Below are 13044 nucleotides of genomic sequence, written 5' to 3' on the forward strand. Positions count from 1 at the left end.
GTTTGTTCCTCCTTTACAGATTGACCATTTTTCCGGTTACCCGGCTTTCGTTCGCAGCTTCGATAAAGCGGATAATCTGGCGGGTCTCGTTCCGGTCAATGGGCGGCTTCCCCGTCCGGAACATAGCCAATGCGATTTCTAGCAAACTCGCATAATATGGTTTCCGATGGGCGTAAACGTCCACTTCCTGCGTTGCTTTGTCACGATGGATCAATCCTCCGAACAAGCGGTTACCATGCCGGTTCCCCCGAATCGTTCCTATGCGCCCATCGTTCCAAACGCCAACGGCTACATCCTGTTTATCGTTGGTCGTAACGGTAACATGTTCACATCCTGCGCCCATAGCGGCAAACAGCATTTCAACGGTATGAATGCCGTACCAAAAAAATCCGGGCTGCGTCGGTTGTATCTCCATCGGGCCGTAAAAATCGGCTCCATAAATCGGGCCGTTTTCCTGCTGACTAAGCACCTGGACCAGCCCTTCGGCATATCGAAGCGAAGAGCAGCTCATCAGCGGTACGTTATACTGCGTCGCCAATTCGAAAATACTATCCGCCTCGGCCGTGCTTAAAGCGAAAGGCTTATCAATGAAGACCGGTTTGCCGAAAGGCGCAATTTGCATGAATTGATTCAGGTGTACGCGGCCGTCGACCGATTCCAGCATGATAGCGTCGCTTTGCTCGGCAACCGCTTCGAGAGAATCGACGATTTGAATGCCGTATTGCTCATGAAGCTCGTTCGTGAATCCGTCGACCCGTGAGTAACTAAGCTCTAAATCGCTAGAGCCTCCGGGATAAGCGACCGTCACCTTTCCGCCCGGAACATGATATTCCGCGTCCGGATCGTTGAGCAGCTTCGTGAACGCCGAAACATGAGAGGTATCCAAACCGATCAAGCCAATTTGTAACGTCTTAGACATTTATGGCACCTCCACCGCTTATATAACTTGTCAAATATTGGATTATTTGTTTCTTACACTTAACGCCAAAATGAACTTCCACTTGCTCATCCTTTTGCTCCTCATAACTATCGGGAACCGGAATCAAGGCCACTGCGCCCTGCGCCTCGAGCCGGCCGCTTATTTTAATTTCATCCTGTTTCGTTATGGATACCAAGCCAAGCTTTCTGCGGACTCGAGTCCAATCATTTACTTGTTTTCCGGTCCAAAACACGTAGTCCTGTTTTCTTGCCTCATCGATTACCTTCCGCAGCGCTTTTCGCACTGATTCATGATTATGAATATGCACCTGATGAAACAGAAAATGGGCTACGCCTTCCGTATGTCGCACTCGGTCCAGGAAAGGGTTCACGATACTACTGTCTGCCCAATGGGAGGCTAGATCCAAATCCTGCGTCAGAAAACCGATCTCGAGGACATTGTATATCCGGTTTTTCTCGTTCGACCATGCAATCGGAAAAAACGGATGGCAGGTGCCAAACAAGAAACCTACATTGCCTTTTTTGCTGGGACCTCTTGTTTGATCGGACAATATACCGGCTTTTTCACACCAGGCGAACAACTCGCCCCATCCCTCGAAGCGCGTATAGTGGTTTTTATTGGAGACTACCTCTTTTAGGTCGGCGGCATCCTTTAACCAGGATAATTGACGATTGAATTCGGCTTCATCCCACTGCCCGCCTTGGGAGTCCAATGCGTTGAAATGAAACGCGAGCTCGTGCCCAGCATCCTTTACTCTGTCGTAAATATGCCGGCTGTATCCGGGCTCAATGATGCACCAGGTAGAAAGGATGCCGCATTCGCGAAGAAATTCGAGCGTTGTTTCGGCATGCTCGTCTTGATTGCCGTCACTGTCATGGGAAATCATGGCTACATGCCTGACCCCATCCGGCCAATACCCGATAAAAGGCAGCGTCATTCCCTTGTCGACGCTCACGCGCAGTAAATGACCGATAAGTTCCTTCCGCCAATAATCCGCATACGGATGGGCGTAATATGGAGCGCCGGTTTCCGTATACAAACGATCTTTATCCCAATCCATTTCAACCTGATCGTCTGCCTTCAATATTCCTTCATTCACAGGCCCCGTCCCGTCATAAGCGGGTATGCCATCCGTCAATACAGGCTTGGATCCTTGCTGCATGGCGATGATCGTTCCAATGATGTCTACCGCCCAGCGAACCAGCACACCTTTGCCGATTTTGAAGGTATGGCGCGCAGTGCCTATCACCGGTCCATTCGGATGATCCTTCATGATTGTACCGGACTCTTCGATCGGCCATTCGCAGGTCGAACCGTTCCGCCAAGGTTGAGCGTTCAAAAAACGAATCGGTATCTCCTCTCCGAAATCGCTTCCTGTTATTGCATAGCCGGCGCCGCTGTTCCCCGTCCATACGCACCCCAAGCGTGAAGCCATAGCGTTCAGTCCGGCATAGGAAATCACGGTCCCTCCTTTCTCCATAAATGTCCAAAGCCTTGAAGCCGTTTCTGCATTATCAGCCGCAAGGGCGGCTATTGCAATGTCGCAAGATTCGGTCAACTGATCAATGTCGTCAAATAGTCGGTACGATATTCCTTCATGGGAGAGAATCTCTTCAATATAGAATTCAAAAGCATTTAGTCCGTACGTCCATCGGCGCTCCGCTGTTCGTTTATCAAGGAGAACTCCAACTGTAGCCATTTCCATCGGGATCAACCTTTCTCTCTTTTATCTTTAATATCATGTATCATACTTGTATCTTTATAAGTTTAATTTATTTGTCCATATACCTTTACTAATCGTTCGCTTTATTTTAAAGCTGCCAAGGCGTCTTTAATGATCGATTCAACAGACTTTTCGAAAGGGGCCGGCATCCCGAAATAATAACAAGCATCTACCGATTCGTAACCGCCTTCGGCAAGCTGCAGTTCTGTTGGAATATAACCGATCATTCCATTGCTATAAGGGAGAGGAAGAATTGTTCCCTGAAATTGTTTTTTGAGATATAATCCGTATTCGACGACAACTTCCCCATTCATCCCAAGGAGCGCAAGTTCGTCGGCAATTTGTATCCGGTTGATTTGAAAATAAAGTTCGGATTTCATCCGATCCGGGTGCGCAAGCAGCATCCGGCTCCATTGACCGTATACATCCGTCAACGCTTTCTTGGCTTCTAAACAGGAGAGGTCCGGCAATGGCTGAAGCGGAAGGGGAATCATTTTGCTTTGCACGGAAATTTCGCAAGGAACGAGTCCTTCCATCGGTCGGCTCAGCACGCCAATCACTTCTTCAGCCAATAAACGACCAAGCCTGTTCACCTCTTCCGCTTCGCCAAAACAAAATTCTCCGTTATAAACGGGATTGATGTCCCCGCAGCAGCCCTGCATGTAGCCGGATATCGCGCTTCCCCCTAACGATTTCTCGACGTATTCCATCGCCGCACCAGTGAACTCGGATGAAACCAGATTCTCCCTTGTAACGACCGGGTGGCATGCGTAATGCACCAGAACCGCCTTAGTCGCTCCGGTTTCGGTCAGAAAACGAATCACGTTGACCTCATGATCTCGGGGTCCATTAGGGTTCGGCTTCATTAGCTGTTTGTTTCTGCGGTTACCGCCGATGCCGCATTCGCCGATTCCTTTCTCCATCGTTATTGGTTCCAGGCTGCGGCAGGCTTGTTCAATCCCATCCATTAAGGAGTTCTCCAGATATTGGATGTAAGACGGATCATGCTGTCCAAGCAGCTCCGTAAACCTGTCGCTTGTCTGCGGTCCGGAGTGAGTGTGGCTGGCATGAAGGATGATCGCCGACTCATCCACGCCCCATTTTTCCCGAATTTTCGATTTTAACAGCGGAACGCGTTCAGATCCCCACCAGATAAGGTCAGCCGTAACAAGCAAAGCCGACTGGATCTTGCCTTGCTCATTTTTCCGTTGAAAAAAAAATATACGGGCAAATAAACGGCGGGAAACCCCGTCGAAACCTCCGGCATTTTTTCTGGAGGAAAATCCCGCCAAAGGAATCGGCCTTTCCGGAGTTATATCAATTTTCGAAGTCCCTAGCTTGAGTGGTAATTTCATTCGCTCCCGCCTCCGAATGGATCGATTTACCAGTCTACCATTTTAACACCCAAATTTCTTAATTCGTCCTTATGTTCCGTCATGTACTTGGTTTGTTCATCATAGATAAAACCGTATTTCCGATTAAAGTCCTGAACGCTTTGATCAAACTGCTCCATTGAAATTTTCCCCATGATGGCTTGGACCGTCGCGTTCGTTATAAAGGCGGCTGTTTCAGGCAATTGTGCCGCAGCCTCGTTTGAAGGGACATAACCCGGCATAATGCCGATGCCGTTCCGGTCCGCTTGTTCGGCCATCGGCTTCAAGCTGTCGTAGATCATATTGGAATATTCCGTACCGGAATATTGCTCCACCGTCGCTTTTTTCACATCCTGGCCGTCTGTGAAGCCAAATATGATCGCAAGCTGAAGCGACCAGGCGCGGCTTGGATCCGAGATTTTGGCGGCATCCGGAATTTTTTTTCCATTTTGTACCGTATAGGTCTCTCCTTCTTTTCCCCAGAAGACGTTCTCCCATAAATCCGGAGATGCAAATCCTTCAATAACCTTCCACGCCCGGTCCTTATCTTTGGTCGAATCCGGTATGTACAAGCCATGACCCGTTATCGGCAAGGACTTAAAGGCTTGCGCATATTTCGGATCCTTGAGCACCGACGGATACTGTTTCAGCGGAGGAGCGAACAGATACCGTCTATCTTTTGTCTCCTCACTGTGTTCTTTTCCGGCAACTTCGACTCCGGTCGCAAATAGCACCAGCTGATCCGCAGTATTGTACTCCATTAATGTATTCTTGTAATTTTCCGCTTGGTTCCAGCCGTCCAGATCCTTGGTTGCAAACTCCTTGTCCAAAATCCCTTCATCATACAGCTGTTTCATGACGATCGTCGCTGCGCGGTACTCCGGCAGAGTGAACGTGCTCATCACCTTTCCGTCCTGAACTCTGATCTGGTAAGGCAGCGCTCCGTACCAGCTGTAAATCGGCGTCCCTCCATAAGCCAATCCAGTCGTATTGATGACCCGATTGGACATCACAAGCGAATTGGGCTCGGCTTGATGCATTTTTCTCATCATCGCGATCCATTCGTCCACCGACTCAGGCCATTTGCCATTGTTATATTTTTGAACCAAATCGTATCGGACCAGTACTCCGGAACCTTGCGGTCCTTTATCCCAAGCCATGGGGATTCTGTAATAATGCCCGCTTGGCGACTTGGCCAATTCCATCATTTGAGGCGTAATATATTTCTGGATTACCGGAGACTTGTCATAATATGACTTCAAATCAATGAATGCGCCCTGGTCTCCCGCTTTATTCATATCGTCCGGGTATGTAGAATGAACGATGTCCGGAAGCTTTCCTGAGGCCAGAAGCAAATCAAGTTTTGTTTTAAAGTCCTGGTATCCGGGAACGTCCATTTGCAGATCGACATTGGCGTAGTTCTCGATAATATTGATATACGGATTATTGCTGGGATCGACGCCGTCCGGGTACGCCAGTCCCGAATTGCTCATGAACATGGTCATCTTTTCCTTTGGCTCGGTTGATTGACCGGAGCTTCCGGACGAATCGGCCGTACCGGAATTGGAACCGGAACCGGAATTGGATTTTTGGGAGCATCCGGCCGCTACTAAACTCATAAGAAGCAACATAGCGAGTAATGCAAAAGAATATCTTCTTGTCATATTCTTAGTTCGCCCCTTTCTATCTACTTTGAATTTAATAACTGAATAAGGGAACTCGGATGCTCTGACTTTATCGTATAAGCCGCCTTGCGGCCCTCGGTTCTGTAGGTGATTGCTCTGGTGAAAGGCGGGTCAAGCTTTAACAAAGCAAACTGCTCCCTGTTTTCGGAAAATTTCCTAAGCGCCAGCTCGGCCCCTTGCCGAATAAACATTCTCGCTTTGTCGGGATGCATATGGATCGCTCCGTTATTGCGTTCCTGATAGCCTTCGCTGCTGTACTCGTTTCCGCTTCCCGGCATGATTCCCCGCTTTACGCTAACGGTTTCAATCCCTGGAACAAGCTCGGCCGCTTCTTTCGTGAAGGCTTCGTCGCCGGCGCCGAATATTGATCGTACCCCGAGAGCAGCGCCGCACATTGCAATCTGGCCAAATTCCCCGACGGAAATGCCGTTTATTTTGTAATCGATCACGTTAAACCAACCCGTGTGGGCCATTTGCGCGAGTTCCGTTCCGGCTTTTGCATGCTGGCCGACCCAGGCTATGGCATCATAAGTTTCGTCCAGCATAAACGGATACGGCCCCGGTAAGGGTCCCTTAAGATAAAAAGCGCGATTATCCAGAAGAAGATTATTGATTCCTCCATGGCCGTGACCGTCCATAACCAGAACTTCCGTTGCGCCCGCTGCGAAAAAACCGTCAATAGCCGCGTTTACTTCCATTGTCAACAGCTTCTTGCCTTCTTCATAATACCTGCCTTGCGGGGTTGCCCATTCTTCGAAGCTTGCAACGCCGCAAACGCCTTCCATATCGGTCATAATAAAAATTTTCATTCCTGTCCTCCGGATTCAAATTTATTGTGTCAGCTTGTAGAGTGCCGTTCCGTAAGCAAAATAAATATCGCCTTTGGGAGTTATCGCTGCGGTACCTGCCTCGCCGGGAAGCTCGGACAGCAATTTGCAATCCCCCGTCCTGCTGTTAATGCTGTAAACATGGCGGCCGCAAAATGCCGCGGCATGTTCATCGTCGACTTTGATCATCCAGCTGCAGGCTTCACCGACAGAAACCGTTTGCGCGAAAGACATGCTGCCGGGATCAAAGATCTGAATTGCGTCCCCTGTTTTCACGAGGACACGGCCCCCTACGGCTAAAACGGCATCGAGTTTGATGCCTTCTGCAAATGCTTGCTTATAAACTAAACGACCGTCCGTTGACCAAACCGCAAAGTGGCAAATGACTTCCTTATTATAGGGCAACCCGCTTGCCCCTCCGTTAGTCGTAAAATAAAGATATCGGTTATCCGCGGCAAGTCCTGCAACTTGTTGGCATGGGATCGGATCATACCAAGAGGCGACCTCTTGCGAATACACGTCGATTCGGGAGAGCCCGCCGCCATAAGTCCCGTATTTTGCCGACCATCCCGTCCACACGCCGCCATCCGGGCCAATTAACGTTCTGCCTGTAGGACGGATAAGATCGGGCGCAACGGCTTGTAACGTTACAGGATTTACATTGTCCAACTGATTCCACGGGTTATCGATGTTATACACGACGTGATCTCCTCCGGAATATGCCGACATGTACAGCTGGTTCCCGACAAAGCTCATTCCGTATACTTCTCCGCCGTTATTGCAGATGACGGATGAGTTCCAATAACTTTTTTCTTCCGGTCTATAACAAAAAATCGTTTGCCCGAAGCCGCAAGCTCCCCAAATGTTTCCATGAGCGTCGGATATAATCGTATGAATGTGGGTAGCCGGAGCCGGGGTCGGGATTCGCTGATAGAGGGGCTTATCCCCTTCTTTATTCAGAATAAAATAATCCTGACCCCGAACGCCCCCAATTCTGCCATCCTTCAGTTTCAATCCTTTGGAAGCGGCAACCTGATTATCAAGTGACCTATTCTGAATGGGCTCAAACGTTCGTGAATCGTAATAATACAATTCCCCTTCATTTTTGCCGGAAACACAAATGAATTCGTCATTGACTTCCTTAAACGATCCTACTGTATCCGGATTGCCGAATGGTTTGAATTCGCGGGTTTCCATATTCCAGGCAGTTAGGAAGGGCGTATCGAATCCTCCCAAAATAAGAATATATCCCGGCAATTCCCCGGTCACTTGACGGCTGTACAGGTTTTGAGAACTATCCGATACCTTCCCCATGTTTTCCAGTACATGCCTCTCGGGATCGTAACGCAGCAATGAACACCCCGGATAAGTGCCGCCATACACCATTCCGTCGGAGCCGAGGGTTAAATTCCAAATATAAGTTTCGTGTTCGTCCCTGAGCGGCTCCGCCCAAATCCGGCTTTTCAGATCAAGACAATGCAGGTAACCCGACTGCGCGCAGGTTCCGATTAAAAGCTTGTCGTTGTTCAGATTCAAGGTCGCCCATGCGCCGTTATCTCCGGGCAGTCGGATCGCTTCCCCTTCACCGGTCAGACTATCGATGAATATCACGTTTCCTGTGGCTCCCGCCGCAAAATTGGACAGCACGATTTTCTCGCGTCCGTCTTTGGGATCCATAATCGTCGTCGATCCGAGAATGTTAAAGTTTCTGCAGGGTTCGTCCACAAACTCATAACGCATTTGCTTGTCCAATTTATTCAAATCGTTCTCCTCCTGATTATCCTTTAACGGCGCCAACCAGTTGCCCGTGAATAAAATATTTTTGTACAAATGGATAGATGACGATAATCGGCAGGATGGTAATCATCAGAGCGGCCATTTTCAGGTTTTGCGGGTTAACCCTAGGCCCGTTTTGTACGATCGCTTGTTGAGTTTGGGTGTCGGCTAAGTCCGCATTCACAAGAATATCCCTCAGCTGGAATTGGAGCGTCCACATCGATTTATCCCGTATATAAAGCAGAACGCCAAACCATTCATTCCAATATGCGACAGCGCTGAATATAACGAAGGCCATCGTCATCGGGAGAATGAGCGGCAAAATGATTTGGCCCAGAATCCTCGGCTCGCTTGCTCCATCGATCTCGGCGGATTCCATCAGCTCCCTTGGCAACTGATCGATGGTATTTCTAAAAACAATGATATAAAAGACGCTGACTATGTTCGGCAAAATAAGAGCGAGAAAGGTTTCATTCAGACCGAGATTATTGACTAGCAAATACGTCGGAATTAAGCCGCCGTTAAAATACAATGGAATTAAGATATAGATAAACATAAAGCCTTTCCCGATGAAATGCTTGTTCGCCAAGGCGTAGCCCGCCGCGATTGAAATAATAATTACCAGGAACGTATTGACTACCGTCAAAAAGACGGTATTGAATACCGAATGCATAAACTGCGAGCTGCCTAACAACCGCTTGTACCCCTCCAGGTTAAAGCCTTGAGGCCAGATCCCGATATTTCCTTTGACAACGGCTTGAGCATCGCTTAAGGAGATGGCAATGGCATTCAAAAAGGGAATTAGAATGGAGAGGCTAACAAGAATGAAAAACAGATAATTGCAGGTGAGAAATATTCTCCTGGATACCGATTGATAAGCCATTCCACTCCCCCCGATCTTAATATAATCCCAGTCCGATGAGCTTTTTGGAAAGCTTGTTTGCGGAAATCAGCAAAATAAATCCAAGCAGACTTTGCACGAAGCCGATAGCCGTTGTCAGACTGTATTGCGCCTGCTCAAGTCCGATCCGGTAGGTATAGGTGCTGATCACGTCGCCGACGTCGTAAACCAAAGGGTTTTCCAGAAGGAAGAACCGGTCGAAATTGGCCGTGAAAATGGAGGAAATTTTCAATAATAACAATAATGTGATCATTGGAACCATCATCGGCAACGTGATGTACAGCGTCTGCTTCCACCGGCTGGCCCCGTCGATCATGGCCGCTTCATACATGCTCTGGTCAATTCCGGCAATCGTGGCAAAATACAAAATAGCGGACCAGCCTACGCTTTTCCAGATATCAGCCGCTACCGTAATACCTCTGTAAAAATGTTGTTCGGTCATGAAGAATACCGGTTTAGTACCAAACATCATGCCCAGCATATCGTTGACCATTCCGTGCTGCGGCGAGAGCATCTCGTATATGATACCGGAAACGACGATCCAGGATAGAAAATGCGGCAAGTAGGAAATCGTCTGCATGACCCTTTTGAAGCTTCTGCTGTGTATCTCATTGGCTAATAAAGCAAAGATAATGGGCGCGGTAAACCCGAACAGAATATCGTAAAAGTTAATGATCAACGTATTCCTCATAACCTTCCAGAACGTATCGTCATGCAGAAAATAACCGATATGCTTGAATCCGACCCACGTGCTGCCGGCGATGCCTTTAAAAACGGAATAATCCTGAAATGCGATCACGATCCCGTACATGGGTATATAGTTGAATACGAGAAGAAGGACAATCGCTGGCGCAAGTAGCAGATACAGGCTGAAGATCTTTTTGGAATGTTTTCTGGTACTTAGTTTTCGGGCTTCCGGTTTGATTAATTTTAATGCCAACGCCATTTTTTAACCTCCTCGAACAAAAAACATAATCGGCCCGCAGCCTACCAATCCACTTCCACGACACCTTTTTTCCTCAAGTCGTCCTTGTTGTCATTCATGAATTTCGTCATTTCATCATAAATAAAGCCGTATTTTTGCTTGAACTGCGCAACTCGTTGATCAAACTCTTCCATGGTTATTTTCCCCATGATCGCTTCAACGGTAGCTTGGGTAATGAACTGTCGGCTCTCCGGCGTCTTCTTGTCAGCCTCGTTGGAAGCTTTAAAGAAACCGCTCAGAAGATACCCCTTCTTGGTTGCCATATCGCCGATCGGCTGTATGCTGTCATTAACGAACTTGGAATACTCCGGACCCATTACCTGCTTGGCGAGGGCACTCTTGACATCCTGTCCGTCCACAAACCCGAATAGAATTGCCAGCTGCAGTGACCAGGTCCGATTGGGATCCGCCAACTTTTCGGCATTCGGAATCCGCACTCCGTCTTTTACCGTGTAGGTGTCCCCTTCTTTTCCCCAGAAAATATCTTCTTTCAACTGGTCGGATGCGAACCCTTCGATGACCTTCCACGCTTGATCCGGATTTTTGCTGCTGCTGGAAATATAGATGCCATGAGTATTGATGGGCAACGATTTATTCGGCCAGACATATTTCGGGTCGGTTGGGTATTGTTTCAAAGCAGGGGCAAAAGCTAATTTCCATGTTTTTGTACCTGGATTCTCTTGCCCCAGCCATGCCTTCTGCGCGTTCGGGACGAGTTGGTCCGCGCTGTCCCATTCCATCAAAACGTTTTTATTGAACCGCTTTTCGTTCCAGGCATTCAGATCATTCGTAGCGAATTCTTTGTCAAGGATGCCTTCATCGTACAACTGCTTCATCAGTATCGTGGCCTGCCGGTATTCCGGCAGTTCAAATGTGCTGACTACCTTTCCTTCCTGCACTCTGTAAGAATACGGGGCTGCTCCGAACATGTTATAAATGACCGTTCCGCCGTACGTCAGCCCATAATCGTTCACCACTCTGTTGGAGAGTACCGTGGAATCGGGTTCCGCCTGGTGTATTTTCCGCATTAAGTTAACCCATTCGTCCACGGTTTCGGGCCATTTACCGTTATTGTATTTTTCGACCAGGTCATACCTTACAATCAGACCTGAACCTTGAGGGGCTTTATCCCACGCCATTGGAATTCTGTAATAATGGCCGCTTTGAGATTTGGCCAGCTCCATCATTTGCGGAGTAACGACTTTCTGCACTATCGGTGAATTGTCGTAATATTTCTTTAAATCGATAAATGCGCCTTGATCAGCAGCGCTTTCCATTTCATCGGGATACCAGCTATGTACAAGATCCGGCAGCTTGCCCGACGCGAGCAATAAATCGAGTTTTGTTTTGAAATCCTGATAGCCTGGCACTTCCAATTTCAAATTGACATTGGCGTAATTCTTCACGACATCGATGAATGGATTGCTGCTGGGATCGACGCCGTCCGGGTATTCCAATCCGGAGTTTCCCATAAACATGTTGAGCGTTACTCTACTGGCGGTACCGGTCGAACCGGTAGTCTTCGAACATCCCGATGCGATCATTCCGATTATGAGAGCAACGATAATGAAAAGCGAAGCAGATTTGCCCTTTCGATGCATGACACCACCAGCCTCCTTAAAAGGTCCATATGATCAAGAATAAAACCGGATAACCTTTCGCAACGCTGTTGCAACATCAACCATATCCTGTTCGTCCCCAAGGAGAACATTCTGGGTTAGCCAAAGAGCCTCTTTATCGCACATTCTTTCGCTGACCGGACAAGAGTAGAGACGGTCTTCGCCCGACCATTCTTTTGTTTTCGCGATTATCGCTTTGTTTTGATTTAATGATACGTAGCCGGCGGCAACCGGAATCCCTTCCGCTTGAAGCCTTTTAATGACATCCGCCTTATCGATACGGCCGGCAAGATCCGAGGCAATGCGGAACATATACAAATGATAAGCGTGGCGGGTAATGCGCGGATCTCTCTTTAACAATTGAATGCCATCGATTTCTCCAATTAAATCGGTTAATATGGCCGCATTTTGCTCACGAAGCTGACATTGACTTTCCAATCGGCTCATCTGGGCGAGCAATATGGCCGCCTGGAACTCCGTCAAACGCAAATTCCAGCCGATCTCCTCATGCTGGTACCAAGCACCATCCCTTACCCTGCCTACATTGGCCATAGACCAAGCACGGTCTGCCAATTCCTTGTCATTGGTTAGGATGATTCCTCCTTCCCCGGAATTCAAATTTTTACTGGACTGAAAACTGAACGTACCTATATCACCAATTGCCCCGACGCCAACCCCTTCCCATTGCGCTCCGACAGCTTGCGCGGCATCCTCTAGCAGTTGAAGATCGTGTTTGCTCGCAATCTCCTTTAAACGGGTCAAATCAGCCGGCGCTCCGGCAATATGTACGGCAATAATGGCTTTAGTTCTCGGCGTTATCGCGGCTTCGACCTTTTCAGGATCGAGCAGCAGAGTATCCGCTTCGATATCGACGAAGACGGGTAATGCCCCGAACATTAAAGCGGCCGTCGCCGTCGCAATAAATGTATAAGGCGGCATGATAACCTCATCGCCGGCCTTCACGCCAGCAGCAAGCAGGGCAGCCGTAATCGCAATGGTTCCATTATTCACGGAGATCGCATAGCTTGCATTTTGAAAAGCCGCAAACTTTTCTTCAAACTGTTCCAGCTTTATCCGTGACGTCCCTCCCCATTTCCCCGATTCAACAACCTCCATTAATAGTTGCTTCTCCAAATCTCCGTAAACCGGCCAACTCGGAAACGGTTTTGTTCTCACCGGCGTTACGTCGTCATGCAGTACCCTTTTCATAACATC

General features: G+C 48.4%; 10 protein-coding genes. All 10 read right to left on the reverse strand.

Annotated elements, in window-relative coordinates:
* Window positions 1–13: 13 nt before the first annotated feature.
* A complete protein-coding gene (locus ACFPYJ_RS03460; protein ID WP_379186640.1) occupies window positions 14–919 on the reverse strand; it encodes a Gfo/Idh/MocA family protein in 906 nt (301 codons plus the stop codon).
* A complete protein-coding gene (locus tag ACFPYJ_RS03465) occupies window positions 912–2645 on the reverse strand; it encodes a polysaccharide deacetylase family protein (protein WP_379186641.1) in 1734 nt (577 codons plus the stop codon). Before ACFPYJ_RS03465 ends, ACFPYJ_RS03460 begins: the two co-directional genes overlap by 8 nt.
* A gap of 101 nt (window positions 2646–2746) precedes the next feature.
* Window positions 2747–4018, reverse strand: a complete 1272-nt coding sequence (locus ACFPYJ_RS03470) for a neutral/alkaline non-lysosomal ceramidase N-terminal domain-containing protein (protein ID WP_379186642.1) — start codon at window positions 4016–4018, stop codon at window positions 2747–2749.
* Between the two features lie 26 nt (window positions 4019–4044).
* Window positions 4045–5529, reverse strand: a complete 1485-nt coding sequence (locus tag ACFPYJ_RS03475; RefSeq protein ID WP_379186643.1) for an extracellular solute-binding protein — start codon at window positions 5527–5529, stop codon at window positions 4045–4047.
* 194 nt (window positions 5530–5723) lie between these two features.
* Entirely contained in the window at window positions 5724–6530 is an 807-nt protein-coding gene (locus ACFPYJ_RS03480; RefSeq protein WP_379186644.1) for a M55 family metallopeptidase, read from the reverse strand.
* Between the two features lie 21 nt (window positions 6531–6551).
* A complete protein-coding gene (locus ACFPYJ_RS03485; RefSeq protein WP_379186645.1) occupies window positions 6552–8309 on the reverse strand; it encodes a ligand-binding sensor domain-containing protein in 1758 nt (585 codons plus the stop codon).
* A 16-nt stretch (window positions 8310–8325) separates the two neighbouring features.
* Window positions 8326–9207 (reverse strand): carbohydrate ABC transporter permease, encoded by an 882-nt coding sequence (locus ACFPYJ_RS03490; RefSeq protein ID WP_379186646.1) that lies wholly within the window; start codon window positions 9205–9207, stop codon window positions 8326–8328.
* Between the two features lie 16 nt (window positions 9208–9223).
* Window positions 9224–10171, reverse strand: coding sequence for an ABC transporter permease (locus ACFPYJ_RS03495; protein WP_379186647.1), 948 nt, complete (start codon window positions 10169–10171; stop codon window positions 9224–9226).
* Window positions 10172–10212: 41 nt separating this feature from the next.
* The gene (locus ACFPYJ_RS03500) at window positions 10213–11811 is read right to left on the reverse strand and encodes an extracellular solute-binding protein (protein ID WP_379186648.1); all 1599 of its coding nucleotides are present in this window, start codon (window positions 11809–11811) and stop codon (window positions 10213–10215) included.
* A 33-nt stretch (window positions 11812–11844) separates the two neighbouring features.
* Window positions 11845–13038: a DegT/DnrJ/EryC1/StrS family aminotransferase gene (locus tag ACFPYJ_RS03505; protein ID WP_379186649.1), complete on the reverse strand. Its 1194-nt coding sequence runs from the start codon at window positions 13036–13038 to the stop codon at window positions 11845–11847.
* Between the last annotated feature and the right edge of the window lie 6 nt (window positions 13039–13044).

Origin of the sequence: Paenibacillus solisilvae, assembly GCF_042656405.1 — a bacterium.
GTDB lineage: Bacteria > Bacillota > Bacilli > Paenibacillales > Paenibacillaceae > Paenibacillus_Z > Paenibacillus_Z solisilvae.

Excerpts from the sequence above, each read along its gene's own strand:
- ACFPYJ_RS03460 (WP_379186640.1), bottom strand. The coding sequence starts at position 919 with ATGTCTAAGACGTTACAAATTGGCTTGATCGGTTTGGATACCTCTCAT.
- ACFPYJ_RS03465 (WP_379186641.1), bottom strand. The coding sequence starts at position 2,645 with ATGGAAATGGCTACAGTTGGAGTTCTCCTTGATAAACGAACAGCGGAG.
- ACFPYJ_RS03470 (WP_379186642.1), bottom strand. The coding sequence starts at position 4,018 with ATGAAATTACCACTCAAGCTAGGGACTTCGAAAATTGATATAACTCCG.
- ACFPYJ_RS03475 (WP_379186643.1), bottom strand. The coding sequence starts at position 5,529 with ATGAGCAATTCGGGACTGGCGTACCCGGACGGCGTCGATCCCAGCAAT.
- ACFPYJ_RS03480 (WP_379186644.1), bottom strand. The coding sequence starts at position 6,530 with ATGAAAATTTTTATTATGACCGATATGGAAGGCGTTTGCGGCGTTGCA.
- ACFPYJ_RS03490 (WP_379186646.1), bottom strand. The coding sequence starts at position 9,207 with ATGGCTTATCAATCGGTATCCAGGAGAATATTTCTCACCTGCAATTAT.
- ACFPYJ_RS03495 (WP_379186647.1), bottom strand. The coding sequence starts at position 10,171 with ATGGCGTTGGCATTAAAATTAATCAAACCGGAAGCCCGAAAACTAAGT.
- ACFPYJ_RS03500 (WP_379186648.1), bottom strand. The coding sequence starts at position 11,811 with ATGCATCGAAAGGGCAAATCTGCTTCGCTTTTCATTATCGTTGCTCTC.
- ACFPYJ_RS03505 (WP_379186649.1), bottom strand. The coding sequence starts at position 13,038 with ATGAAAAGGGTACTGCATGACGACGTAACGCCGGTGAGAACAAAACCG.